This is a genomic window from Citrobacter sp. wls718, assembly GCF_005280945.1.
GTDB classification, from domain to species: Bacteria; Pseudomonadota; Gammaproteobacteria; order Enterobacterales; family Enterobacteriaceae; genus Citrobacter; species Citrobacter gillenii.
Genome location: NZ_SZWV01000020.1, coordinates 73,506 through 98,234, shown reverse-complemented (window position 1 = coordinate 98,234; position 24,729 = coordinate 73,506). Strand labels below are relative to the sequence as shown.

Here is a 24,729-nt window from a genome sequence, read left to right as displayed (position 1 = left end):
GTAGCCTCCGTGGCCGTCTTTCGTTCGAAGGAAACACTGTAAGTACGTCATCACGACGCAACCTCCCCCAGTGTGGCCGCGATGTTAAGGAAAGATTCAGCACAAAAATGTGAAACACAGCACAGATTGTTACAGATTTATGACAAATGTTCATAAAGGCGCACGAAATCACGTTTCATTTTCGAATAATGAGCGATTATGCGCGAAATCAAACAATCCATGTTTTTTATGTGGCTAAATGATAAAAAAACGAACTGTGAGGAAAAACAATGAAAACTCGCGACTCGCAAACAAGTGACGTGATTATCATTGGTGGGGGAGCAACAGGTGCCGGGATCGCACGCGACTGTGCTCTGCGCGGATTGCGCGTCATCTTAGTAGAACGCCACGATATCGCTACCGGCGCGACGGGACGTAACCACGGCCTGCTGCACAGCGGTGCGCGCTATGCCGTCACTGACGCAGAATCTGCGCGTGAATGTATTAGCGAAAACCAAATTCTGAAACGTATCGCCCGCCACTGCGTAGAGCCTACGGACGGTCTGTTTATCACACTGCCGGAAGATGAACTCTCCTTCCAGGCCACCTTTATTCGTGCCTGCGAAGATGCGGGCATTCGTGCAGAAGCGATCGACCCTCAACAAGCGCGCATTATCGAGCCCGCGGTGAACCCGCAGTTGATTGGCGCAGTCAAAGTGCCAGACGGTACCGTGGATCCCTTCCGTTTAACCGCTGCCAACATGCTGGATGCCAGAGAGCATGGCGCGGTCATTCTGACGGCCCATGAAGTGACCGGGCTGATTCGTGAAGGTGCAACCGTCTGCGGCGTGAACGTTCGCAATCATCTCACCGGCGAGATGCAGTCCCTGCATGCGCCGGTGGTGGTGAACGCTGCCGGGATCTGGGGCCAGCGGATCGCGGAATATGCCGATCTGAGCATCTGCATGTTCCCAGCAAAAGGCTCGTTGTTGATCATGGATCATCGCATTAACCAGCATGTCATCAACCGCTGCCGTAAACCGTCGGATGCCGACATTCTGGTGCCTGGCGACACCATCTCGCTGATCGGCACCACCTCGCAACATATTGATTACGATGATATCGACAGCAACCGCGTCACCGCTGAAGAGGTGGATATCCTGCTGCGTGAAGGGGAGAAGCTGGCGCCGATTATGGCGAAAACGCGCATTTTACGCGCCTACTCCGGCGTGCGTCCGCTGGTGGCCAGCGACAATGATCCAAGCGGTCGTAACGTCAGCCGCGGCATTGTGTTGTTCGATCATGCTGAACGCGACGGTCTGGATGGCTTTATCACCATTACCGGCGGCAAACTGATGACCTACCGCCTGATGGCTGAATGGGCCACCGACGCCGTCTGCCGCAAGCTGGGCAACACTCGCCCTTGCACCACGGCGGACGTCGCGCTGCCAGGTTCGCAGGAATCAACCGAGCACACGCTTAAGCGCGTGATCTCGTTGCCCGCACCGCTACGCGGCTCGGCAGTCTACCGTCACGGCGATCGCACCCCGGTCTGGCTGAGCGAAGGTCGTCAGCATCGCAGCCTGGTCTGCGAGTGCGAGGCGGTCACCGCAGGCGAAGTCCAATACGCCGTGGAAAATTTAACCGTCAACAGCCTGCTGGACTTGCGCCGCCGTACTCGCGTCGGGATGGGGACATGCCAGGGCGAGCTGTGCGCCTGCCGCGCCGCAGGGTTACTGCAACGTTTTAATGTTACCACCGCCGCGCAGTCCATCACCCAGCTCTCCGAGTTTCTCAACGAACGCTGGAAAGGCGTGCAGCCGATTGCCTGGGGAGACGCACTGCGCGAAAGCGAGTTCACGCGCTGGGTGTATCAGGGGTTATGCGGTCTGGAAAAGGAGCACCTGGATGAAATTTGATACCGTCATTATCGGCGGCGGTCTCGCCGGACTGCTGTGCGGTCTGCAACTGCAAAAAAGCGGGTTACGCTGCGCGATTGTTACCCGTGGCCAAAGCGCCCTGCATTTTTCCTCCGGCTCGCTGGATTTACTCAGCACGCTGCCGGATGGACAGCCGGTGAGCGATATCGAGGCAGGCCTGAACGCACTGCGCACTCAGGCCCCCTTGCACCCTTATAGCCTTATCGGTACGCAAAACGTCCTGTCACTGGCGCAGCAGGCGCAAACCCTGTTGAAAGAATCCGGTGCCCAGTTGCAGGGCGAGGTACATCAGGTACATCAGCGCGTAACGCCGCTGGGGACCTTGCGCTCAACCTGGCTCAGTTCGCCGGAAGTACCGGTCTGGCCGCTGTCTGCTCAGCGTATCTGCGTGGTGGGCATCAGCGGGTTACTGGATTTTCAGGCACACCTCGCGGCGGCCTCGCTGAGCCAGCGTAACCTCAGCGTCGACACCGCAGAAATCGAGCTGCCGGAACTGGATGTTCTGCGCGACAACCCCACCGAGTTTCGCGCGGTTAACATCGCACGCCTGCTGGATAACGAAGATAAATGGCCACTGCTCTGTGACGCGTTGCTGCCAATAGCAAAAACTTGCGACATGATTATTATGCCAGCCTGCTTCGGTCTCGCCGATTCCCGGCTCTGGCAGTGGCTCAACGAGCGTCTGCCCTGCTCGCTGATGCTGTTACCCACCTTACCGCCTTCTGTTCTCGGCATGCGCCTGCACAATCAATTACAGCGTCAGTTTGTACGCCAGGGCGGCGTGTGGATGCCCGGTGACGAGGTGAAAAAAATCACCTGTCAGGACGGTGTGGTAAGTGAAGTGTGGACCCGCAATCATGCTGATATTCCATTGCGTCCACGTTTTGCCGTGCTCGCCAGCGGCAGTTTCTTCAGCAGCGGACTGGTGGCAACGCGCGAGGCCGTCCACGAGCCGATCCTCGGCCTGGATGTCCAGCAAACAGAGACCCGTGCGCAGTGGTATCAGCGCGACGTCTTCGACCCGCAGCCGTGGCAACAATTTGGTGTGAATACTGATGACACCCTGCGCCCAACGCTTGCGGGAAAAACGGTAGAGAACCTGTTTGCCATCGGGTCGGTGCTTGGCGGTTTTGACCCTATAGCCCAGGGTTGCGGAGGCGGTGTGAGCGCAGTCAGCGCCTTGCATGCCGCACATCATATTGCGAAACGAGCAGGAGGCCAGCAATGAGCGATACACGTTTTGAAAGTTGTATCAAATGCACTGTGTGCACCACTGCCTGCCCGGTCAGCCGCGTCAATCCGAGCTACCCAGGCCCCAAACAGGCCGGGCCGGACGGGGAACGTCTGCGTCTAAAAGACGGTGCGTTATACGATGATGCGCTGAAATACTGTATCAACTGCAAACGCTGCGAAGTCGCCTGTCCGTCAGATGTTAAAATTGGCGATATCATCCAGCGCGCGCGCGCCAAATATGACACCACCCGCCCGTCGCTGCGCAACTTTGTCTTAAGCCATACCGATTTGATGGGCAGCGTTTCCACACCGTTCGCACCGATCGTTAATACCGCCACCTCGCTGAAGCCCGTGCGTCAGCTGCTCGATTACGCGTTAAAAATCGATCATCGCCGGACGCTGCCAAAATACTCCTTTGGTACCTTCCGCCGCTGGTACCGCAGCGTTGCCGCACAGCAGGCGCAGTATCAGGATCAGGTCGCCTTTTTTCACGGCTGCTTTGTGAACTATAACCATCCACAGCTTGGCAAAGACCTGATTAAAGTGCTGAATGCGATGGGGACCGGCGTACAGTTGCTGAGTAAAGAGAAGTGCTGCGGCGTGCCGCTGATCGCCAACGGTTTTACCGATAAGGCACGTAAGCAGGCGGTCAGCAACGTGGCTTCGCTCAGAGAAGCCATTGACGGAAAAGGTATTCCGGTGCTTGCCACCTCATCAACCTGTACCTTTGCGCTTCGCGATGAATATCCCGAAGTGCTGGATGTCGACAACACGGGCCTGCGTGAACATATTGAGCTGGCCACCCGTTGGCTGTGGCGCAAACTGGACGGCGGGCAAACGCTGCCGCTAAAAACACTGCCACTGAAGGTGGTCTACCACACCCCCTGCCATATGGAGAAAATGGGCTGGACGCTCTACACGCTGGAGCTGCTGCGTCAAATTCCTGGTCTGGAACTGACGGTGCTGGATTCCCAGTGCTGCGGCATCGCCGGAACCTACGGCTTTAAAAAGGAAAACTACCCCACTTCGCAATCCATTGGCGCCCCGCTATTCCGCCAGATCGAAGAAAGCGGAGCCGATATCGTCGTCACCGACTGCGAAACCTGCAAATGGCAGATTGAGATGTCCACCAGCAAGCGCTGTGAGCATCCAATAACCCTGCTGGCACAGGCGTTAGGCTAACTAACCAAGCCTACATCCCAATTGTAGGCCGATAAGCGAAATGCCATCTGGCAAAACATCTGCCGGATGGCCGCGTAAAACGCCTTATCCGGCCTACAAAATCTTCGCCATCAGGCAATAACAAACTATACGGTCAGTGATTCAACCACTTCAATCCAGCCATGCTCGGTGGCAATATCCTGATCGTTAAGCCAACGGCGCAGCATATTCAGAGCCATCATGGCGCACACTTCCTGACGCACCGGCAAGCTGTAGCGATTAGCGCTAAGTCGTACGCGTAATGCATGCGTGCCCTCAGACGTTGCCAGCGCAAAGTTAATATGTTCGTTTTCGAAACCCGATACCGCCAACGCCAAATCTGCGTAATGATTGCCGCGTCGCTCGGTTATCCAGTGCGCGGTTTGCGCCAGCGTTTCCTCCTGAGAGGGCACCACTTCACTGGCCAACAGCGGGGCGTTGGCGCGAGATAGCTGGAGGGCGACCAGGCCCGCGGTAAACTGTTCGCTGAGCGTCAGGCTGTATTGCCGTTCCTGTAACGTGCGTGCAATTTGCGCGGGCAGCCCTTCCGTGCCTTCAAAAATCATATTCTGCCCGGCAACCCGCTTCACCTCCGGCCAGAGCGCCAGCATCGCTTCACGTTGGGAATCCGGCCCGGTAAGCTTCAACTCGATAATCGGCATTGATGAGCGATACCCCATCGTGACCCCGGCAGGCAAAGGCAGCGGATCCAAACTTTGCGCCAGCTCGCTTTCAGAACGGCCAAAGGTGGTTAGTCGCAGGCATAGCGGGGGTTGGGAGAGTGAGAATCGCTCCCGCAGACGCGGTAGGATCTCATGCTCGATCATCACTTTAAACTCTGACGGAACACCCGGCGTAAAGAACATCAAACAGCGGTTGAGCTTCACGGCGAATCCACAGGCGGTACCCACTGGGTTATTGATAAACTCGGCGCTGGCAGGTAATTCAGCTTGCTTACGGTTGCTCGGTGCCATAATACGACCGCGTTCGCGGAAGTAATGCTCCATCTGAGCAAGCCATGCCTCGTGCAGCACCAGCCCTTCACCTTTTGCCGTTGCCGCAGCCAGCGCGCTCAAATCATCGCTGGTTGGCCCTAAGCCACCGTTCACAATCAATACATCGGCATGTTCGCTGCGTTCGCGCAAAATGGCGACCAGGTCGTCGAGATTGTCGCCCACCGTGTTGCGGCGTGTTAACGGTAATCCCTGATTGAAGAAAAAATCAGCCAGCCAGGCGGCATTGGTGTCGACGATCTGGCCGTGCAACACTTCATCCCCGGTGGATAGCATCTCCACGTTTAACATTGTGTTCTCCTGCTTATGCAATCAAAACACTATAACGCAATGGCGAGGGAACATGGAGGATGGAGGGAAAGAGAATGAGTAAGAGAAGGAAAAACAGGCGCAGCTGAACGCCGCGCCAGGGACATCAGAAGCTGGCGTTAACCCCAACATACGGGCCGTCAGCAATCGCATTGTCACGGTTGCCATCTTTACCCGCCAGGTTCAGGTAGCGATAACCGGCTTCGATACTCAGTGGGCGAATAATGGTCAGACGCGCGCCCGCATTGGCTTCTTCGTAGCTATCAATACCGCTGGAAAGCGAATCCGGAGAGTAGTAGTACTCGCCAAACAGACGGAAGCTGTCGCCAATCGGCCACTGCAAGCCACCACCAACCGCCGCCGCATAGCCTTCATCGCCGTCGTTTGGGTTGGTATAAACGCCTTTCCCGCCAACGGTGGCCAGCAGAGGACCAATCGGGATATTCAGGCCAAGACCGACGCCGGCAACATCACCATCATCGTCGTTATGCATCCAGTTGCCGCTGGCTGCCAGCCCGGAGGACTCGGTACCGAAACCGAAGCCAAGGTTGGTGTAATCTTCACCCGCCTGGCCGCTGATGCTTACCGCGTTCGCCGACGCAGAAACAAACAGCATTCCAGCAAGGCCCAATAAAATACTTTTTTTCATTTTCTATCCTTTCCAGCAAGAAACTAAACATAGCCCCAAAACCGCTGGATTGTACTGCCTGATGGCGAGGAATCAATGAGCTAAAAAGGCGATGCAATAACATATTGTAACTAAATACTACTCAGAATGTTTAGCAAAGGTTAAGTTAACGGCCAACTTACGCCACAGCAACGGCCTGAGGCGTGTTTTCTGTTATCGCATTCATTTAATCCCGCTTCTCCTTTAAATCGGCCTGGACGCATTTTTTCTGCGTCTGGTAACAGGTAAGATGAGTGAAAGATGGACTCACTGGACAGACACACTAAGGAACAGACTTATGCGTCAAAGAACGATTGTTTGCCCATTAATTCAAAATGAAGGGTGTTATTTACTGTGCAAAATGGCCGACGATCGCGGCGTGTTCCCCAGTCAATGGGCACTTTCAGGTGGCGGCGTTGAGCCGGGTGAGCGTATCGAAGAGGCCTTGCGTCGCGAAGTGCGCGAAGAATTGGGCGAGCAGTTGGTGCTCACAGAGATAACTCCGTGGACCTTTAGTGATGATATCCGCACCAAAACCTATGCTGATGGTCGCCAGGAAGAGATCTACATGATTTATCTGATCTTCGATTGTGTTTCAGCCAATCGTGAGGTGAAGATTAACGAAGAGTTTCAGGACTTCGCCTGGGTTAAACCGCAGGACCTCGCCCATTACGACTTAAACGTCGCCACCCGAAAAACGTTAAAACTGAAAGGACTACTGTAGTTTTTGTCACGATGAAATTGGCTGTATGTGTACCGGCATTGCTTAATTTTTTAATAAAATGGAGTAATGTCGGTAGCTCGCGACGAAAAATAAAATATAAAAACATTTCACTTTCAAAGTGATAATCACAAAAATCAAAACACTCCACATTATTTCTCAACCTTAAACTCTTAAGGATAAATTAACCTTCAATCATTAATCTTTGCAGCCTGATGAAATAATTAACGACACCTCTATTTATCATCCTAATAAATATGCGATGGCGTTTAATGGCTTGAAGGAATAATGATGTCTGACTTTTTGCCTTTCTCTCGCCCGGCCTTCGGTACTGAAGAGCTTGCCGCCGTCAAAACCGTTTTGGACTCCGGATGGATAACCACCGGCCCTAAAAATCAGCAACTGGAAGAGGCATTCTGTCGGCTGACGGGAAACCAACATGCCGTTGCCGTCTGCTCAGCCACAGCAGGTATGCACATCACGCTGATGGCGCTGGACGTAGGCGCAGGTGATGAGGTGATCACCCCGTCGATGACGTGGGTTTCCACGATCAATATGATTGTCCTGTTGGGTGCGACGCCGGTGATGATCGATGTCGACCGCGATACGCTGATGGTCACTCCCGAACAAATTGAAGCCGCGATAACCCCACGAACCAAAGCGATTATTCCGGTGCATTACGCCGGTGCCCCAACTGACCTTGATGCAATTTATGCCATCGGCGAGCGTTATAGCATCCCGGTCATCGAAGACGCCGCACATGCGGTGGGAACCTTATACAAGGGCCGTCATGTTGGCGCGCGCGGTACGGCGATTTTCTCCTTTCACGCCATCAAAAATGTTACCTGCGCGGAAGGTGGACTGATCGTGACCGACGACAGTGCGCTCGCACAACATCTGCGTAGTCTGAAATTCCACGGTCTGGGCGTGGATGCCTATGACCGGCAAACCTTTGGTCGTGCACCGCAGGCGGAAGTTCTGGCCCCAGGATACAAGTACAACCTGACCGATATCAATGCTGCCATCGCCCTGGTGCAACTGGATAAACTGGGTCGAATAAATGCACGTCGCGCTGAAATTGCGCACCACTATCAGCACGCGCTGGCCGATACACCTTTTCAGCCGTTGAGCTTGCCGCAGTGGTCGCACGTTCACGCCTGGCATCTGTTTATTATTCGTGTTGACGAGGCACGCTGCGGCCTGAGTCGGGACGCCTTAATGGAAGCACTGAAGGCTGAAGGTATCGGTACCGGTCTGCATTTTCGCGCGGCGCACACGCAAAAGTATTATCGCGAACGCTTCCCCACCCTGTCGCTCCCCAACACAGAATGGAATAGCGCCCGCATCTGTTCACTGCCTTTATTTCCCGACATGACCGCCGACGATACCCAGCGCGTCATCACGGCACTTCGCCGGATAGCAGGACAATGACCATGTTTGAAGCCACACCGATTAAAAAAGTCTCGGTAGTCATTCCCGTTTTTAACGAACAGGAAAGCCTGCCGGAGTTAATCAGACGTACCTGTGCCGCCTGCGAAAAACTGGGGAAAGACTATGAAATCCTGCTGATCGATGACGGCAGCAGCGACAATTCCGTACAGTTGATGATGGATGCCTCACAGGCCCACAACAGCCATATTGTCTCTATTCTGCTGAATCGCAATTACGGGCAGCACTCGGCGATTATGGCCGGTTTCAGCCACGTCACCGGTGATTTAGTCATCACGCTGGATGCCGACTTGCAGAACCCACCAGAGGAGATCCCTCGTCTGGTCGCCACCGCAGACCAGGGCTTCGACGTGGTCGGAACGGTGCGCCAAAACAGGCAAGACAGCATCTTTCGTAAGACGGCCTCGAGGATGATCAACCATTTGATTCAACGTACCACCGGTAAAGCGATGGGGGATTATGGCTGCATGCTACGCGCCTATCGCCGTCATATCGTTGATACCATGCTGCATTGCCAGGAGCGCAGCACCTTCATTCCCATTCTGGCCAACATCTTTGCCCGTCGCGCGACGGAAATCCCGGTGCACCATGCAGAGCGTGAATTTGGCGACTCTAAGTACAGCTTTATGCGTTTGATTAACCTGATGTATGACCTGGTGACCTGCCTGACCACCACACCGCTGCGCATGCTGAGCCTGCTGGGCAGCATGATTGCCGCCACGGGTTTCACCCTGTCCGTTCTGCTGGTCGCTCTTCGCCTGACGCTGGGTCCGCAGTGGGCAGCTGAGGGGGTCTTTATGCTGTTTGCCGTGCTGTTTACGTTTATCGGCGCACAGTTCATTGGTATGGGTTTACTCGGCGAATATATCGGTCGCATCTATAACGATGTCCGCGCCCGCCCCCGCTACTTTGTTCAACACGTTATTCGTCCACACACCACGCAGTCAAACGAGGAAAACCACGCATGAAAGCCGTCGTATTTGCTTATCACGATATGGGATGTCAGGGAATTCAAGCTTTGCTGGATGCGGGTTATGACATCGCTGCTATTTTCACACACACCGATAATCCCGGTGAAAATGCGTTTTTTGGCTCTGTTTCCCGGCTTGCGGCCAGCGCAGGGATCCCGGTCTATGCCCCAGACAACGTCAATCATCCATTGTGGGTTGAGCGCATCAGCCAGCTCGCCCCTGAGGTCATTTTTTCGTTCTACTATCGCCATTTACTCAGCGATGAGATTCTTCGCCTCGCACCTGTGGGCGCATTCAACCTGCACGGCTCGCTGCTGCCGAAATATCGTGGTCGCGCCCCGCTGAATTGGGTGCTGGTCAATGGCGAAACGGAAACGGGTGTGACGCTGCATCGCATGGTCAAACGTGCGGATGCCGGGGCGATTGTTGCCCAGCAGCGTGTGGCTATTTCACCCGATGACGTGGCATTAACGCTGCATCATAAACTGTGCCAGACGGCGCGCCAAATGCTGGAACAAACGCTGCCTGCTATCAAAACGGCTGACTTTCAGCAGCGCCACCAGCAGGAAGCTGATGCAACCTATTTTGGTCGTCGCACGCCGGACGACAGCGTCCTTGACTGGAACAAACCGGCCGGGCAGTTACATAACAGGGTACGTGCCGTCTCCGATCCCTGGCCTGGCGCGTTTAGCTATGCAGGAACACAAAAATTTACCGTCTGGTCATCACGCCCGTGTACGAATACCATCGGCGCACAACCGGGCACCGTGATAAGCGCATCGCCATTGCAAATAGCCTGTGCCGATGGCGCACTTGAAATCATTACCGGGCAAGCGGGCGATGGCATTGCCATGCAAGGTTCACAGCTGGCGCAGGTTCTGGGTCTGGTGGTGGGGTCTCGCCTGAACGGCCAGCAGGTTTCCGCCAGCAAACGTCGCACGCGTGTCTTGATCCTCGGCGTGAACGGTTTTATCGGTAACCACCTGACCGAACGCCTGCTGCAAGAAGAAAACTACGAGGTTTATGGGCTGGATATTGGCAGCGATGCGATTGGACGTTTTTTGTCACACCCCCGCTTCCATTTTGTCGAAGGCGATATCAGTATTCATTCTGAATGGATTGAATACCATGTGAAAAAATGCGACGTCGTGCTGCCGCTGGTGGCGATTGCCACGCCGATTGAATACACCCGCAACCCGCTGCGTGTCTTTGAGCTCGATTTTGAAGAAAACCTGAAAATCATTCGCTACTGCGTGAAATACCGCAAGCGCATCATTTTCCCGTCAACGTCCGAAGTGTACGGCATGTGTAGCGATAAGGTCTTTGATGAAGACAGCTCAAACCTTACCGTCGGCCCGGTCAATAAGCCGCGTTGGATCTATTCCGTTTCTAAGCAGCTTCTGGATCGCGTTATTTGGGCGTACGGCGAAAAAGAAGGATTGCGCTTCACGCTGTTCCGTCCATTTAACTGGATGGGACCACGTCTCGACAGCCTGAACGCTGCCCGTATCGGTAGCTCACGCGCCATTACTCAGTTGATCCTCAATCTGGTGGAAGGTTCGCCGATTAAGCTGATTGAAGGCGGTAAGCAGAAGCGTTGCTTTACTGATATTCGCGACGGTATCGAGGCGCTGTTCCGCATCATAGAAAACGCCGGCGGACGCTGTGACGGCGAGATTATCAACATCGGTAACCCGGATAACGAAGCCAGCATTCAGGAACTGGCAGAAATGCTGCTGAGCTGCTTTGAAAAACATCCACTGCGTCAGCACTTTCCGCCGTTCGCCGGCTTCCGTGACGTTGAAAGCAGCAGCTACTATGGCAAAGGTTATCAGGACGTTGAACACCGTAAACCGAGTATTGTTAATGCCCGACGCTGCCTGAGCTGGGAACCGACCATCGACATGCGGGAAACGGTAGAAGAGACGCTCGATTTCTTCTTACGCAGCGTGGATGTCACGGAACACACATCATGACCAAAGTAGGCTTGCGCATTGATGTCGATACCTTCAGGGGGACGCGCGAAGGCGTGCCCCGCCTGCTGGAGACATTAAACCGACATAACGTTCGGGCAAGTTTTTTCTTTAGCGTTGGACCTGACAACATGGGACGCCATCTCTGGCGTCTGGTGAAACCGCAATTTTTGTGGAAGATGCTGCGCTCAAACGCAGTCTCTCTCTACGGGTGGGATATTTTACTGGCCGGGACCGCGTGGCCAGGAAAAGAAATAGGCCACGCGAATGCCGCCATTATTGCGCAAGCCGCCCGGGTTCACGAAACCGGCCTGCATGCCTGGGATCACCATGCCTGGCAGGCGCGAAGTGGCACCTGGAATGACAAACAACTGATTGATGATATTTCTCAAGGTATTACCGTGCTTGAGGCCATCACCGGACAGCCTGTCACCTGCTCAGCCGCTGCCGGATGGCGTGCTGACGAACGCGTCGTCCACGCCAAAGAAGCCTTTAACCTACGCTACAACAGCGATTGTCGGGGCTCTTCACTATTTCGCCCGCTGCTTGCGACGGGGAAAGCCGGCACGCCGCAGATTCCCGTCACTTTACCGACCTGGGATGAAGTGATTGGCCGGGAAGTGCAGGCTGTCGACTTCAATGCCTGGATCCTCTCCCACATGCTGATGAACACAGCAACGCCGGTGTACACCATTCATGCGGAAGTTGAAGGGATCGCCTGCCATCACGATTTTGATGACTTGCTGACTCGAGCCGCTGATGCGGGCATTACGTTTTGCCCGCTTGGTGAGTTCCTGCCAGACGATATCACTACGCTGCCAACAGGCCAGGTCGTTCGCGGCAAAATACCCGGCAGAGAGGGATGGCTCGGCTGTCAGTACCCGGTGAGTGTGTCACGATGAAATCTCTACGTTATACCGTGGCGTTTATCGCCTTTATTGCGCTGTATTATATTGTTCCCATCAATAGCCGCCTGCTGTGGCAGCCTGACGAAACGCGCTACGCGGAAATTAGCCGAGAAATGCTCAACTCGGGCGACTGGATAGTCCCGCACTTTCTCGGGTTACGCTATTTTGAAAAACCGATTGCCGGATACTGGTTAAACAGCATCGGGCAGTGGTTATTTGGTGCAAACAATTTTGGCGTCAGGGCGGGCGCTATTTTTGCCACCCTACTCACCGCGCTACTGGTGGCCTGGCTTGCCATGCGACTCTGGCAGGATAAACGCACCGCCATACTCTCCTCAGTAATTTTCTTAACGTTTTTTTCCGTTTACAGCATCGGCACCTACGCAGTTCTCGATCCTATCATCGCCCTGTGGCTGATGGCGGGCATGTGCTGTTTTTGGCAAGGCATGCAGGCCACCACTAAAACCGGCAAAATTATCGCCTTTTTGCTGTTGGGACTGGCCTGCGGCATGGGGGTGATGACCAAAGGTTTTCTCGCACTGGCGGTCCCGGTTCTCAGCGTACTGCCGTTGGTATTAGTACAAAAACGATGGAAAGATCTCTTTCTCTACGGTCTGCTGGCGGTAGTCGGTTGCATTGCCATTGTGTTGCCGTTGGGAATCACCATTGCACAACGCGAGCCGGATTTCTGGCATTACTTTTTCTGGGTCGAACATATTCAGCGTTTCGCACTGGCGGATGCCCAGCATAAAGCTCCGTTCTGGTACTACCTGCCCGTCCTTATCGCGGGCTGTTTGCCCTGGCTTGGCCTTCTGCCTGGCGCGCTGCGAACAGGCTGGCGTGAGCGGGATATCCCGCGAGGTGCGCTGTACCTATTGGGCTGGATTGTCATGCCGATTGTGTTTTTCAGCATCGCTAAAGGAAAACTCCCCACCTATATTCTTTCCTGCTTCGCGCCGCTGGCTCTCCTCATCGCGCGTTTCGGTGTGCAGGCGGCCAAGGAAGGATCCGTTGCCCTGCGCGTCAATGGCGGGATCAACATTCTGTTTGGGGTGATCGGCATTGTCGCCACCTTTGTGGTGTCTACACTGGGGCCGCTGCCGTCTCCTGTGTGGACGCATATCGAAACTTATAAGGTTTTTTATTCGTGGGGCATCTTTCTCATCTGGACTTTTTTTGGCTGGTATACGCTGACCAATAGCCAAAAAACCTGGAAATATGCCGCATTCTGCCCATTGGGGCTGGTGCTGTTGTTTGGATTCGCGATACCCGACAGGGTCATGGAAGCGAAACAACCGCAGTTTTTTGTTGAGATGACCAAAGAGGTGTTACAACCGAGTCGCTACGTGCTTGCGGACAACGTTGGCGTCGCCGCAGGTCTGGCCTGGAGCCTGAAACGCGATGACATCATCCTGTACGGGCAAATGGGCGAGCTAAAATATGGCCTGAATTATCCCGATGCCCAGGGTCGCTTTGTCAGTCAGACTGGCTTTCCCGACTGGTTAGCCCAACATCGCCAGGAGGGTATTATTACGCTGGTGCTGTCGATTTCGAAGGATCAGGATATGACCCAACTTGCCATTCCCCCCGCGGATTACGTTGATAATCAGGGGCGTCTGGTCTTGATTCAGTACCGGCCCCAATGATCTGGCTGGCGTTAGTCCTCGCCAGTCTGCTCAGCGTAGGCGGGCAACTGTGCCAGAAGCAGGCCACCCGCCCGATGGCCATCCGCGCGCGCAAACGCCACATTGCGTGGTGGATGAGTCTGGCTCTGGCAAGCCTCGGTCTGGCGATGCTGTTATGGCTGGCGGTATTGCAAAACATTCCCGTCGGCATCGCTTACCCCATGCTGAGCCTTAACTTTGTCTGGGTCACGCTGGCAGCCTGGAAAATCTGGCGAGAGCCCGTCACTAAGCGCCATTGGCTGGGCGTGGGGCTGATTATCACCGGTATTTTTATTCTCGGGAGCGCGGTGTAATGGGGATATTCTGGGGGCTATGCAGCGTCATGATTACTTCGCTGGCTCAGTTGAGTCTCGGCTACGCGATGGACAATCTGCCGCCGATACTGCATCCGTTGCGATTTATGGAAGCGATATTTTCCGCAAGCGTCGGGACGTTAACGCTGTACGCGGGACTGGCGGGATATTTGCTGTCGGTTATCTGCTGGCACCAGGCCCTGCACCGACTGGCACTGAGCAAGGCCTACGCCCTGCTCAGCCTCAGCTACGTACTGGTGTGGCTCGCCTCAATGCTCTTACCTGGCTGGCAGGGTTCATTTTCATGGCGGGCGCTCATCGGCGTGCTGTGCATTATGGCAGGGCTTATGACGATTTTTCTCGGACCCAGTCCAGCAATGCGCGGCGAGAAACCTTAATACCGCCACTTTTCAGCTCTGGCGGTAATTCCAGCCAGCGTACCGGTTGTTGAAAACGGGCCAGTTTATCTTTCACCCATTCAGCAAGATTGGCGTCATCCGCACGGGTATCGTATTCAACGACCGCCACCGGACGATGGCCAAACTCATGGTCTTCCAGCGGAACAACAAAGGCTTGCAGCACGTGCGGATGGGCGGCGATCACGCGTTCCACCTCTTCCGGCTGAATACCTTCCCCGCCGCTAAAGAACAGGTTGTCCATGCGACCGACAATCGTGAGCTTACCGTCGTTTAACACCCCGCGATCGCGGGTAGCAAACCAGCCTTCGTCATTAACCAGCGGAATAAGCTGCCCGTTGCGCCAGTAACCTGACGCCATGCTGGCAGCGCGCAGCCAGACTTCATCATCCACGATCCTGACCTCTCTGCCCGGCAAGGCAGAGCCGACATCGCCCAGGCCATCGGCCTCTTTCGCGCAAACCGTGGAAGCAAACTCCGTCAGCCCGTAACCGCACCAGCAGCGAATCCCCTGCTCACGCGCCTGCTCGGTCAGCTCAACCGGAATGGCCGCGCCCCCCAGCAGTACCGCTTTCAACGTGATCGGTGCGTTGTTTACCAGCAATCGCCAAAGCTGCGTCGGTACCAGCGAGGCATGAGTGCAGCCCACCAGCATCTGTTCCAGCGGTTGCTTGTCACGCACGGTCATGCGCGCACCAGCCAATAACCAGCGCCACAAAATACCCTGACCGGAAACATGAAACAGCGGTAGCGAGAGCAGCCAGTCATCCTCTGTGCCAAACGGCATTAATGACAGCACCCCCTGCGCACTCGCCAAATGTGCCTGACAGGTATGCACCGCTGCCTTAGGCAACCCGGTTGAACCGGATGTGAGTGTCATTGAACTCAATCGCAGAGGCAGCCAGTCGGCTGCATGCTCGCCAGACAGTTGCTGGATCTGCAACGGCATCAGCCCCGAAAAGGGGTCATTGCTTTGCAGATCCAGCGCAAAACGCAGCGTTAAATCAGGGATCAACGCATCCAGCAGAGGCTGCGGCAGCTGCGGGTTCACCGGTAACACCCGCGCCCCGCACTGCAACAATGCCAGCCAGGCAAGCGCAGATGAAGGGTGATTCCAGGCACGCAACAGCACGCCGTCGCCCTCTTTCACCCCCTGAGCAGCAAACCCCGTGGCCAGCGCGTCGACGCGCGTACAGAGCTCGCGCCAATTCAGCACCTCATCATTGAGGCGTAACGCTGGCGCCTCTGCCCGAACCTGCCGCCAGTGACGCCACGGCCAGTCGGTAAACGCCGTCGCCAGGCCCGATATGCTTGTGACATCGGGCATGTCCTGCACGGTCATAGCAGTCGTTCCAGCGCATCCACGTTAATACATGGCAGCACACTGCCGGGCCAGCTGCGAACCTGCTGACACTGCATCAGGCTCAGCGTGTCCAGACCCGGTATGGTCTGCGGCGTCAGCCAGGCGGCAATCCGCGCCAGTTGGGTTAACCCCAGGCTTGACTCAATAGACGAACTGATTACCGCAGTGAGTCCGAGCGCATGCGCGGCTGCAACCTGCTCGCGAACCTTATCCAGACTACCGGTGAGCGTAGGCTTGATGATCACCGCACTCACGCCTTCTTCCGCCATAAAGGTAAAGTCGGCTTCACGCAGGCTTTCATCCCAAGCAATGGCAATCCCGGTTTCCCGCGCAAAGGCGCGAGAATCATCACGGGTTTTGCACGGCTCTTCGAGGAAGGCAATGCGCCCGCGATAATCCGGATTGACGTACTTCGCAAACTGCTGCGCCTTCAGTGGCGTCCAGGCACGGTTAGCATCAAGACGTAAATGCAGATCGGGGATCGCTTCCAGCAGCAGGTTGGCCACCATGCCGTCACGTACAGCTTCATACAGGCCAACTTTGATCTTCGCGACTTTTTCGCCCGGCATGTCCGCCAGTTGCAGCACCAGATCGTCAGGGTCGCCGGTACACAATGGCGCGGCGCGATAATTCGCCGCCTCCGGCAACGTCCCGTCAAGCTCGGCGAGTGCGCAGCTAGCACCAAAAGCCACCGAAGGCAGCTGTGGAAAAGAGGTTTCCCCCTTCAGCCAGCCGTTTACCCAGGCCAACAGAGCCGTTTGCGCCTCTTCCCAGGTTTCCTGGCTGAAGCCCGGCAAGGGGGAGATCTCTCCCCACCCTTCACGCTCGCCGTCACGAAGACACACGTACAGCCCATCACGCGTTTTTAACCGCCTGTCACGCAAAATCACCCCCGCGTCCATGGGGATCTGCCAGCGGTATACCTGCGCGCTACGCATTACGGATTCCGTTTGAATTTGCTGAAGTCAGGCTGACGTTTCTGGTTGAACGCATTACGGCCTTCCTGACCTTCTTCCGTCATGTAGAACAGCATGGTGGCGTTACCGGCCAGCTCCTGCAGCCCCGCCTGACCATCGCAGTCGGCGTTCAGCGCCGCTTTCAGGCAGCGCAGCGCCATTGGGCTGTTTTGCAGCATTTCACGACACCAGCGCACGGTCTCTTTTTCCAGATCCGCCAGCGGAACCACGGTGTTGACCAGGCCCATATCCAGTGCCTGTTTCGCATCGTATTGACGACACAGGAACCAGATTTCACGCGCTTTCTTCTGACCAACGATACGGGCCATATAAGACGCACCCCAACCGCCGTCAAAGGAACCCACTTTCGGGCCTGTCTGACCAAAGATGGCGTTTTCAGCCGCGATAGTCAGGTCACACATCATGTGCAGCACATGGCCACCACCGATGGAATAACCCGCAACCATCGCCACAACCGGCTTCGGACAGGTACGGATCTGACGCTGGAAGTCCAGCACGTTCAGGTGATGTACACCGGAGTCATCCTGGTATCCGCCGTAGTCGCCGCGTACTTTCTGATCGCCGCCCGCGCAGAACGCTTTGTCGCCTGCGCCGGTCAGGATAATCACGCCGATATTGTCGTCATAGCGCGCATCAGACATCGCCTGAATCATCTCTTTGACGGTTACAGGACGGAAAGCATTGCGTACCTGCGGACGATTGATGGTGATTTTTGCAATACCGTCGGTGGATTTTTCATAGCGAATGTCGGTATAGCCTTCAGAGCAATCGAGCCATTCTACCGGTGCGTAAAGCATTGTTTCATCAGGATAGATCATAAAATGTCCTTTAGTCAGCGACGCAGAATCTGAGCCAGACAATCTACTACGCCCGCGGGATTGTCCCGATGCGCGTTGTGTCCAGCGTGAGGAATCACATGGTTCGGTACAGACATTTCCGTCGCCAGAGCGCGGAATTTATCGTCACGTTCACCACATAAATAATAAAACGGAAATGCGCGCGTGGTGAGCGGCGCACGTAAATCGGGTTGACCCGCCAGCGAGGTGGCCTCCAGCATAGCGGCAAGCGTAACGCCATTGTTCTGGCTACGCAGGTCAACCAGCACCTGCCGTTGCGCAGGGCTTAGCGAGGCAAAAACCGGTTGTTGGTACCAGTCGTTAAAAACATCACGTAGCGGCTCGTGGCGAAAACGTGCGGCCCAGCGACCGTCGGACAGGCGACGCTGCGCGCGCTCGTCTTCACTTTGCAGCCCCGGATGCCCGCCTTCGACCACTAGGCCGCAAAGCCCTGACATCCCCTGGCAAGCCGCCATCATCGCCACTCGGCCGCCAAGAGAATATCCCACCAGCCAGTAGTTAAGTATGTTGTAACTAAATAAAGTATTACGCAGCAGTTCGCTGACGTCATCAAATCCGCTGACGTGAATATCCGCAGAACCGCCGTGGCCGGGCAAATCAATATACAGCCGTGAACAGTCCGCAAACTGCTCCCCGACCGGCTGCCATTCCCGGCAATCGCCGGAGAAGCCGTGCAGGAAAACCAGCCAGGGGGCATCCGCCTGGTCCTTGTTCGCCTGCGCGTGCAGGATCATAGATGACTCACCTGCGCCAGCAGCTGCTGCAGGGTTTGCGCCCCGTCAGTCTCATTGACCACCAGCTCAATCACCGTGGCGGCCGGAGTACGCCAGGCTCCTGCCAGTGCACGTTCCAGCTGTTCCCAGTTTTCCGGGCGGTGATATTTTAGGTTAAACATCGCTGCCGCATGATCAAAATGGACGTTCTGCGGCATCAGATAGAACCGTTCACGCTCACTTTGCGGTGTCGGCAACAGGGAGAAAATCTGCCCGCCGTTATTGTTCACCACAATCAGGACAAACGGTGCGGAGACCTGGCGCAATAAGGCCAGCGCATTCAGATCATACAGCGCCGATAAGTCGCCGACGATGGCCAGCGTCGATTTCGCGCTGGCTCGCTGTACACCTGCCGCAGTTGACAGTAGACCGTCGATACCGCTGGCCCCGCGATTGCTGTACACCGGATACCCTGCCGGAAGCTGAGACAGTGCGTCAATCAGACGTACCACCAAACTGTTGCCGACAAACAGCTGGCCCTGTTCAGGCAGATACTCGCGAATGCGGTGCGCCAGCTGCGCTTCACCAAACGCCTCGCGACGCGCTGCCACCGTTTGCCACGCCTGTTCCGCGAGGCGTGGAACATCGACGCACCAGGGCTGGCGTTTCTCTGCCGGATGCAGATCCAGCCAGTCGCTAACCTTCGCGACTAACCTGCGTCCACGATGATGAGCGGGATCCAGCCGTCCTTCGATATTGTCGACAATCCAGTATTCTTGCGGGTTACAGGTAGCCTGCCATTGCAACAGACGTTTTCCGGTCAGGCTGCTGCCCAACTGCACCACAATCTGTGCCTGCTGTAATTCGGTCACCGCTTTCGCATTGCCCAACCACAGGTCGGCACACGGCAGCGGCTGTCCGGTTTGCGACAGCACATCGCCAATCAGCGGCCAGCCTAACGTCTGCGCCCACAGCGCAACTTTCTTACCCTCTTCCGCCGTCATACGCCCGGCAATCACCACGCCGCGCTTTTGCCGCCAGAAGAACCAGTCGCGCTGTTTGTCACTTTCCAGCCGACGCGCTTCGCGCAGCCAGGGTTTATCATCCTGCCACCAGTCACCCAGCCGCTGCTGCCACTCAATGCCTGTGTCGTCCATCTCGCCATACAGCGGCTCCGCAAACGGGCAGTTAATGTGTACCGCACCGCTGTGCAGTGAAGCCATGGCATTATCGAGGGTGGAAACCAGCCAACTGGCGGGAATGTCCTGCGTCGGACGCGGTAAAGAGAGCGTTTGCGATGGATGAGAAGCAAACATTCCCGGCTGACGAATCGCCTGATTCGCCCCGCAGTCGATAAGCTCAGGCGGTCTGTCCGCCGTGAGTAAAATCAGTTTTTCACCGGTGAGACCGGCTTCGATAAGCGCCGGATACAAATTCGCTACCGCCGTACCGGAGGTCACAATCACCGCAACCGGCTGCCGACTGACCTTGGCCAGACCTAAGGCCAGATGCCCCAACCCGCGCTCGTCAAAGTGGGTATGGTGGATAAAGGCAGAATTCTCCGCTGCGGCCAGCGTCAATGGCGTCGAACGAGAGCCAGGCGCAATGCAAACATGCCTGACGCCGTGGCGAGTGAGTGCTTCCAGTATGACCGCCGCCCAGCGTCGGTTAAATGCGCTTACTGACATAAGATTGTCCGGTATCAATATTGCGACACAGTATAAAGAATCGAATAAATGGATTTTTGATATGAGTCGATAATGTGTGACTCATTAGGCTTCCATCTGTAATAAAGTACGTAAACCCGCCGCTTTATTGTCTATTTCCTGCCATTCTTGTTCGGGATCGGAGCCGCGTACAATCCCGGCCCCAGCGTACAGGCGCACCACATTGCCGCTAATTTTCGCCGAACGTAGCGACACGCAAAACTCACTTTGCTGCAGGGAGAGATATCCCGCAGAGCCGGCATACCATTCTCGTTCAAAAGGTTCATTATGCTGGATGAATGCGCGCGCCCGTTCACGCGGAATGCCCGCCACTGCCGCGGTCGGCTGGAGCTGCATCAGGCAAAGCGTATCGTCCGGTTGATTCAGCGCAGTCCAGATACAGCGGCGCAGATGCTGCACTTTGCGCAGTCTTAGCACCTGCGGTGGCAGCACGTCGAGGGTTTGCGTACAGTTTTGCAGTCGCTGACAGATATCTTCTACCACCAGCATATTCTCACGCTGGTTTTTATCGTCCTTCATCAGCCACTCGCCGAGCTGCCAGGCCCGGTGGTCGTCAGGATGATTAGCGACGGTTCCGGCCAGCGCTTCGGTACGCAGCGCCGTGTCACGCCGCCGATACAAACGTTCAGGAGACGATCCCAAAAAAGCGCACTCGGCGGAAAACGCCATAAAGAAATGGTAGCAGTTAAGGTTTAAGCGACGACTGGAGGCCATCACCGACGCGGCGTTCACCGGCTGTGAGAACTGTAAATCGGTTGCCCGCGCCAGCACCACTTTGTCGAGCGCTTCCCCGGCAATGGTTTGAGTGGCCAGTTCAATCAGGCGCGTCCAGCCCGCTTTATCCGGCCAGTGCTGCTCAGCGGTTAAATTCAGGCGCAGTGCGGGAAGCGGCTTCACGTTGGCAAGCGTTGAAAGGAAGGCGCGCGCGTGCACGGCATCGTCTTGCAGCGACACGTCGCTATACAGGTGTAACCGTAAGGTTGCCACGCCTGCGCAACGCCGCCATTCCAGGCGAGGTAGCAGTAAATTGCCGCGCTGGGGTTCAAACGCATTCAGGCCCCAGATGCGCAGTTCAGAATGGTCTTCATGCTGGTGTAAAAACTGCTGAGCGACGGCCAGAGAGGAAAACGTTGCCACGGCACCCAGCACGGCGGATTCTTCATCACCGTTACGCTGTTGCCAGTAAAACTGCGGCCAGACGGGTTGACTGGCCAGCCAGCCCAAAGCGTCGAAAGCATCATTCAGAGGGAAAGGGATGTCGTAAATACGAATGCCAGGTGCTGCCGGTATCTCTTGCGTCAAAAGGCGCATCAGATTTTCCAGCGCAGTAGTAATTGAATGCACGCAGACCTCTCCCTGTTAAAAACCTCTCATTATACGGGGTACTGACGAGAAAAAGCAGTACCCCCGTTTAGGGAGTACTGACAAATGCGATGAAGGTGTCGAATTTATCGCCGTGCTAACAATAAACCCATCACTAAACCGACCATTGCACCCACGCCGATCCCGCGCCACGGTTTATCATGCACATAGTCATCTGCCCGGCAAACTGCCTTTTTCGCGCGATAATAATAGCTGTCCGAAGCGTGGCTGACGCGATTTCTCACCTCTTCTAACGCCTGTTCGGCTTTCGCTTTTAACTCCAGGTACTTCTGGTCGGCAGGATCGCCCGACGAGCGCAGCACTTCTTCCAGCGTTTCGCTGAGTAATTCCAGGTCATCATCAATACGTGATTCATAAGAATGAAAAGACATTATTTTCTCCCTTTCTATTTACGTACCCGCTAACTATAGACGACCTGAGCTGTTTACGCTTGATGTCCCTCACGCGCCATGCCGATGTGCGGAATACCATCTTCATCATAGATATCCGTCACCGGAACGAAACCAAAGCGCGCGTAGAAAGGTTGCAGATGCGCCTGCGCGCCCAGATACAACGCCTTGTGCGGCCAGTGCTGAGCACAGGATGCCAGCGTCTGCGTCATCAGCTGCTGCCCCAGTTTTTCCCCGCGTAACGCAGCGCTGACAATCACCCGACCGATAACCACCGGTTCGAGATCGTCGTCGCTTTTCAGAATCCTCGCATACGCCACCAGCCGATCATTATGCCATCCCAGAAGGTGTCGGTTTTCACCCGTCAGGTCATCGCCGTCCACATCCTGATACGGACACTGTTGCTCAACAACAAACACCGCACAGCGCAGCTGAAGAATGGCATACAGTTGCTGGACGGTCAGTTCTGTATGGTGGAGATCTTGCCAGTGAATCATTGTCTGCCCCTTGGTTGTGATAACCTGAACACCCTGCCTTATTGATGGCGAAAAGTGTAATACTAAGATGGAATTAATTTTTTTAGGCACGTCTGCGGGAGTCCCCACGCGCTCCCGCAATGTAACGGCAATATTACTCAATCTGCAACACCCTACTCAGGCGGGATTGTGGCTTTTCGATTGCGGCGAAGGAACGCAGCACCAGATGCTGACCACGCCATTCAATCCGGGAAAACTCGATCGTATTTTTATCAGTCATCTGCATGGCGATCACCTTTTTGGCCTGCCGGGACTGCTGTGCAGCCGCTCGATGGCCGGAAACGTCCAGCCGTTGACGCTGTACGGGCCAAAAGGGTTACGTGAATTTACCGAGACTGCATTACGCCTGAGCGGCTCCTGGACCGATTATCCGCTGGAGATTGTGGAAATTACCGCCGGAGAAATTCTCGACGACGGTCTACGTAAAGTAACGGCTTTCGCGCTGGCGCATCCGCTCGAATGCTACGGTTTTCGCGTTGAAGAACATGACAAACCCGGTGCGCTTGACGCCAGCGCGCTGAAGGCAGCGGGCGTTAAGCCAGGGCCGTGGTTCCAGGATCTCAAAGCCGGTAAAACCGTCGTGCTGGAAGATGGTCGTTCCCTTAACGGTGCTGATTTTCTCGCCCCGGCGTTTCCGGGCAAATCCGTGGCGATATTTGGCGATACCGCGCCGTGCGCCTCCGCCCTCGAACTGGCAAAAGGGGTGGATGTGATGGTACATGAGACCACGCTGGACGCCTCGATGGAAGAAAAGGCCAACAGTCGGGGACACAGCTCCACCCGCCAGGCTGCGATGCTGGCACGGGAGGCAGGTGCGGGCCGATTGATTATGACTCACGTCAGCTCGCGTTATGATGAAAAAGGCTGCCAACGTTTGCTCGAAGAGTGCCGGGCGCTGTTTGCGGACACCGAACTGGCGCACGATTTCGCCGTTTTCACGGTTTAACGCTCTATTTTTCCGCCTCAGTGCCGATAACAGTGAAAAGGCTGGCGTTCACACTGAGGACAGGATGAATAATATTCAGAAAGACATTGATGACAGGACAAACCTAACCCTGTCTAACCGCTTTGAACTGCTGCTGTTTCGCCTCGGCACATCGCTGGATGAGCAGAAATCAGAGCTGTTTGGTATCAACGTATTTAAGCTGCGCGAAATTGTCCCCATGCCCGCATTTACGCGTCCGGCGGGCATGAAAGCCCCGTTGCTGGGCATGGTGAACATTCGCGATCAGGTGATCCCGGTGATCGACCTGCCCGCCGTTGCCGGATGCAAGCCTGAGACCGGACTGAACATCCTGCTGATCACCGAATACGCCCGTAGCGTGCAGGCGTTTGCGGTAGAATCAGTGGAAAACATTATGCGCCTGGACTGGCAACAGGTGCATACCGCCGAGAAAGCCGTCAACGGTCGCTATATCACCAGCATCGCCTGTCTGGATGACAACAAAGAAACCAACAACCTGGCGCTGGTACTCGACGTCGAACAGATCCTGTATGACATTGTGCCGTCAAACCACGATCTGCGCGCCACCCACCTGGAGACCAGTAAATTCAATATCACCCCAGGTGCTGTGGCGATTGTGGCAGAAGATTCTAAGGTCGCCCGTGCGATGCTGGAAAAAGGGCTTAACGCCATGAACATTCCGCACCAGATGCATGTCACCGGCAAAGACGCGTGGGAAAAAATTCAGCAGCTGTCCCTGGAAGCGCAGGCGGAAGGCAAGTCCATCAGCGAGAAAATTGCGCTGGTGCTTACCGATCTGGAAATGCCGGAGATGGACGGCTTTACGCTGACCCGCAAGATTAAGACCGATGAACGTCTGAAGAAGATCCCGGTCGTCATCCACTCGTCCCTTTCCGGCAGCGCCAATGAAGATCACGTGCGCAGAGTGAAGGCCGATGGCTACGTGGCGAAATTCGAGATCAACGAGCTGTCTTCCGTAATCCAGGAAGTGATGGAGCGCGCGGCGAAAGACATTAATGGGCCACTGGTGAGCCGCCAGATTTCAGCCTGACTGAACTCAGCA

At 55.5% G+C, this 24,729-nt stretch carries 23 protein-coding genes; 13 read left to right on the top strand and 10 right to left on the bottom strand.

Going from position 1 to position 24,729, the window contains the following annotated elements; all coding sequences use genetic code 11:
* Window positions 1-269 precede the first annotated feature (269 nt).
* From glpA to glpC, 3 genes are read left to right on the top strand one after another with little or no spacing between them, the layout of a single operon-like run.
* On the top strand, window positions 270-1,898 hold the full coding sequence (gene glpA, locus FDW95_RS03980; protein ID WP_115257930.1) for an anaerobic glycerol-3-phosphate dehydrogenase subunit A: 1,629 nt from the start codon (window positions 270-272) through the stop codon (window positions 1,896-1,898).
* A complete protein-coding gene (gene glpB, locus FDW95_RS03975; RefSeq protein ID WP_115257929.1) occupies window positions 1,888-3,147 on the top strand; it encodes a glycerol-3-phosphate dehydrogenase subunit GlpB in 1,260 nt (419 codons plus the stop codon). Before glpA ends, glpB begins: the two co-directional genes overlap by 11 nt.
* On the top strand, window positions 3,144-4,334 hold the full coding sequence (gene glpC / locus FDW95_RS03970; RefSeq protein ID WP_096756399.1) for an anaerobic glycerol-3-phosphate dehydrogenase subunit GlpC: 1,191 nt from the start codon (window positions 3,144-3,146) through the stop codon (window positions 4,332-4,334). Before glpB ends, glpC begins: the two co-directional genes overlap by 4 nt.
* A 125-nt stretch (window positions 4,335-4,459) precedes the next feature.
* On the opposite strand, the gene FDW95_RS03965 is transcribed toward glpC, so the two are convergent.
* Both FDW95_RS03965 and FDW95_RS03960 read right to left on the bottom strand, forming a co-directional pair.
* Window positions 4,460-5,656 (bottom strand): nicotinamide mononucleotide deamidase-related protein YfaY, encoded by a 1,197-nt coding sequence (locus FDW95_RS03965; RefSeq protein ID WP_115257928.1) that lies wholly within the window; start codon window positions 5,654-5,656, stop codon window positions 4,460-4,462.
* Window positions 5,657-5,780: 124 nt separating this feature from the next.
* The gene (locus FDW95_RS03960) at window positions 5,781-6,323 is read right to left on the bottom strand and encodes a YfaZ family protein (RefSeq protein ID WP_115257927.1); all 543 of its coding nucleotides are present in this window, start codon (window positions 6,321-6,323) and stop codon (window positions 5,781-5,783) included.
* Between the two features lie 316 nt (window positions 6,324-6,639).
* Between FDW95_RS03960 and nudI the strand changes: the two genes are divergently transcribed.
* The 8 genes from nudI to arnF all read left to right on the top strand — a co-directional run bounded on the left by nudI (window position 6,640) and on the right by arnF (window position 14,739).
* A complete protein-coding gene (gene nudI / locus FDW95_RS03955; RefSeq protein ID WP_137363419.1) occupies window positions 6,640-7,065 on the top strand; it encodes a nucleoside triphosphatase NudI in 426 nt (141 codons plus the stop codon).
* 288 nt (window positions 7,066-7,353) lie between these two features.
* The gene (gene arnB, locus FDW95_RS03950) at window positions 7,354-8,493 is read left to right on the top strand and encodes a UDP-4-amino-4-deoxy-L-arabinose aminotransferase (protein ID WP_115257925.1); all 1,140 of its coding nucleotides are present in this window, start codon (window positions 7,354-7,356) and stop codon (window positions 8,491-8,493) included.
* Between the two features lie 2 nt (window positions 8,494-8,495).
* Window positions 8,496-9,479, top strand: a complete 984-nt coding sequence (gene arnC, locus FDW95_RS03945) for an undecaprenyl-phosphate 4-deoxy-4-formamido-L-arabinose transferase (protein ID WP_137363418.1) — start codon at window positions 8,496-8,498, stop codon at window positions 9,477-9,479.
* A complete protein-coding gene (gene arnA / locus FDW95_RS03940) occupies window positions 9,476-11,458 on the top strand; it encodes a bifunctional UDP-4-amino-4-deoxy-L-arabinose formyltransferase/UDP-glucuronic acid oxidase ArnA (RefSeq protein ID WP_115257923.1) in 1,983 nt (660 codons plus the stop codon). The genes arnC and arnA overlap by 4 nt, the downstream gene beginning before the upstream one ends.
* Window positions 11,455-12,357: a 4-deoxy-4-formamido-L-arabinose-phosphoundecaprenol deformylase gene (gene arnD, locus FDW95_RS03935; RefSeq protein ID WP_115257922.1), complete on the top strand. Its 903-nt coding sequence runs from the start codon at window positions 11,455-11,457 to the stop codon at window positions 12,355-12,357. Before arnA ends, arnD begins: the two co-directional genes overlap by 4 nt.
* Window positions 12,354-14,009, top strand: a complete 1,656-nt coding sequence (arnT, locus tag FDW95_RS03930) for a lipid IV(A) 4-amino-4-deoxy-L-arabinosyltransferase (RefSeq protein WP_137363417.1) — start codon at window positions 12,354-12,356, stop codon at window positions 14,007-14,009. Before arnD ends, arnT begins: the two co-directional genes overlap by 4 nt.
* The gene (gene arnE / locus FDW95_RS03925) at window positions 14,006-14,341 is read left to right on the top strand and encodes a 4-amino-4-deoxy-L-arabinose-phosphoundecaprenol flippase subunit ArnE (RefSeq protein ID WP_115257921.1); all 336 of its coding nucleotides are present in this window, start codon (window positions 14,006-14,008) and stop codon (window positions 14,339-14,341) included. The genes arnT and arnE overlap by 4 nt, the downstream gene beginning before the upstream one ends.
* A complete protein-coding gene (gene arnF / locus FDW95_RS03920) occupies window positions 14,341-14,739 on the top strand; it encodes a 4-amino-4-deoxy-L-arabinose-phosphoundecaprenol flippase subunit ArnF (protein ID WP_115257920.1) in 399 nt (132 codons plus the stop codon). The genes arnE and arnF overlap by 1 nt, the downstream gene beginning before the upstream one ends.
* Here arnF and menE read toward each other — a convergent pair.
* From menE to FDW95_RS03880, 8 genes are all read right to left on the bottom strand, one after another.
* Complete coding sequence (gene menE / locus FDW95_RS03915; protein WP_115257919.1) at window positions 14,687-16,099, bottom strand: o-succinylbenzoate--CoA ligase; 1,413 nt, start codon at window positions 16,097-16,099, stop codon at window positions 14,687-14,689. The two genes, arnF and menE, sit on opposite strands and share 53 nt — an antisense overlap.
* Window positions 16,096-17,058 (bottom strand): o-succinylbenzoate synthase, encoded by a 963-nt coding sequence (menC, locus tag FDW95_RS03910; protein ID WP_115257918.1) that lies wholly within the window; start codon window positions 17,056-17,058, stop codon window positions 16,096-16,098. The genes menE and menC overlap by 4 nt, the downstream gene beginning before the upstream one ends.
* Window positions 17,058-17,915, bottom strand: a complete 858-nt coding sequence (menB, locus tag FDW95_RS03905) for a 1,4-dihydroxy-2-naphthoyl-CoA synthase (protein ID WP_096756386.1) — start codon at window positions 17,913-17,915, stop codon at window positions 17,058-17,060. Before menB ends, menC begins: the two co-directional genes overlap by 1 nt.
* Before the next feature lie 14 nt (window positions 17,916-17,929).
* The gene (gene menH, locus FDW95_RS03900) at window positions 17,930-18,688 is read right to left on the bottom strand and encodes a 2-succinyl-6-hydroxy-2,4-cyclohexadiene-1-carboxylate synthase (protein ID WP_115257917.1); all 759 of its coding nucleotides are present in this window, start codon (window positions 18,686-18,688) and stop codon (window positions 17,930-17,932) included.
* Complete coding sequence (gene menD / locus FDW95_RS03895; RefSeq protein WP_115257916.1) at window positions 18,685-20,355, bottom strand: 2-succinyl-5-enolpyruvyl-6-hydroxy-3-cyclohexene-1-carboxylic-acid synthase; 1,671 nt, start codon at window positions 20,353-20,355, stop codon at window positions 18,685-18,687. The genes menH and menD overlap by 4 nt, the downstream gene beginning before the upstream one ends.
* 84 nt (window positions 20,356-20,439) lie before the next feature.
* Window positions 20,440-21,738 (bottom strand): isochorismate synthase MenF, encoded by a 1,299-nt coding sequence (menF, locus tag FDW95_RS03890; RefSeq protein ID WP_115257915.1) that lies wholly within the window; start codon window positions 21,736-21,738, stop codon window positions 20,440-20,442.
* A 104-nt stretch (window positions 21,739-21,842) separates the two neighbouring features.
* Window positions 21,843-22,148: a stress response protein ElaB gene (elaB, locus tag FDW95_RS03885; RefSeq protein WP_115257914.1), complete on the bottom strand. Its 306-nt coding sequence runs from the start codon at window positions 22,146-22,148 to the stop codon at window positions 21,843-21,845.
* A 53-nt stretch (window positions 22,149-22,201) separates the two neighbouring features.
* The gene (locus FDW95_RS03880) at window positions 22,202-22,663 is read right to left on the bottom strand and encodes a GNAT family N-acetyltransferase (protein WP_096756381.1); all 462 of its coding nucleotides are present in this window, start codon (window positions 22,661-22,663) and stop codon (window positions 22,202-22,204) included.
* Window positions 22,664-22,730: 67 nt separating this feature from the next.
* Here FDW95_RS03880 and rbn point away from each other — a divergent pair, with 67 nt between their 5' ends.
* Window positions 22,731-23,648: a ribonuclease BN gene (gene rbn / locus FDW95_RS03875; RefSeq protein ID WP_115257913.1), complete on the top strand. Its 918-nt coding sequence runs from the start codon at window positions 22,731-22,733 to the stop codon at window positions 23,646-23,648.
* A gap of 64 nt (window positions 23,649-23,712) precedes the next feature.
* The gene (locus FDW95_RS03870; protein ID WP_115257912.1) at window positions 23,713-24,717 is read left to right on the top strand and encodes a chemotaxis protein; all 1,005 of its coding nucleotides are present in this window, start codon (window positions 23,713-23,715) and stop codon (window positions 24,715-24,717) included.
* Window positions 24,718-24,729 lie beyond the last annotated feature (12 nt).

Coding starts and splice junctions, on each gene's coding strand:
- arnD (WP_115257922.1), top strand. CDS start 11,455: ATGACCAAAGTAGGCTTGCGCATTGATGTCGATACCTTCAGGGGGACG.
- menD (WP_115257916.1), bottom strand. CDS start 20,355: ATGTCAGTAAGCGCATTTAACCGACGCTGGGCGGCGGTCATACTGGAA.
- glpA (WP_115257930.1), top strand. CDS start 270: ATGAAAACTCGCGACTCGCAAACAAGTGACGTGATTATCATTGGTGGG.
- arnB (WP_115257925.1), top strand. CDS start 7,354: ATGTCTGACTTTTTGCCTTTCTCTCGCCCGGCCTTCGGTACTGAAGAG.
- arnA (WP_115257923.1), top strand. CDS start 9,476: ATGAAAGCCGTCGTATTTGCTTATCACGATATGGGATGTCAGGGAATT.
- menB (WP_096756386.1), bottom strand. CDS start 17,915: ATGATCTATCCTGATGAAACAATGCTTTACGCACCGGTAGAATGGCTC.
- arnF (WP_115257920.1), top strand. CDS start 14,341: ATGGGGATATTCTGGGGGCTATGCAGCGTCATGATTACTTCGCTGGCT.
- FDW95_RS03870 (WP_115257912.1), top strand. CDS start 23,713: ATGAATAATATTCAGAAAGACATTGATGACAGGACAAACCTAACCCTG.
- FDW95_RS03960 (WP_115257927.1), bottom strand. CDS start 6,323: ATGAAAAAAAGTATTTTATTGGGCCTTGCTGGAATGCTGTTTGTTTCT.
- arnE (WP_115257921.1), top strand. CDS start 14,006: ATGATCTGGCTGGCGTTAGTCCTCGCCAGTCTGCTCAGCGTAGGCGGG.
- FDW95_RS03880 (WP_096756381.1), bottom strand. CDS start 22,663: ATGATTCACTGGCAAGATCTCCACCATACAGAACTGACCGTCCAGCAA.
- menH (WP_115257917.1), bottom strand. CDS start 18,688: ATGATCCTGCACGCGCAGGCGAACAAGGACCAGGCGGATGCCCCCTGG.
- rbn (WP_115257913.1), top strand. CDS start 22,731: ATGGAATTAATTTTTTTAGGCACGTCTGCGGGAGTCCCCACGCGCTCC.
- elaB (WP_115257914.1), bottom strand. CDS start 22,148: ATGTCTTTTCATTCTTATGAATCACGTATTGATGATGACCTGGAATTA.
- glpC (WP_096756399.1), top strand. CDS start 3,144: ATGAGCGATACACGTTTTGAAAGTTGTATCAAATGCACTGTGTGCACC.
- menE (WP_115257919.1), bottom strand. CDS start 16,099: ATGACCGTGCAGGACATGCCCGATGTCACAAGCATATCGGGCCTGGCG.
- nudI (WP_137363419.1), top strand. CDS start 6,640: ATGCGTCAAAGAACGATTGTTTGCCCATTAATTCAAAATGAAGGGTGT.
- menC (WP_115257918.1), bottom strand. CDS start 17,058: ATGCGTAGCGCGCAGGTATACCGCTGGCAGATCCCCATGGACGCGGGG.
- arnT (WP_137363417.1), top strand. CDS start 12,354: ATGAAATCTCTACGTTATACCGTGGCGTTTATCGCCTTTATTGCGCTG.
- arnC (WP_137363418.1), top strand. CDS start 8,496: ATGTTTGAAGCCACACCGATTAAAAAAGTCTCGGTAGTCATTCCCGTT.
- FDW95_RS03965 (WP_115257928.1), bottom strand. CDS start 5,656: ATGTTAAACGTGGAGATGCTATCCACCGGGGATGAAGTGTTGCACGGC.
- glpB (WP_115257929.1), top strand. CDS start 1,888: ATGAAATTTGATACCGTCATTATCGGCGGCGGTCTCGCCGGACTGCTG.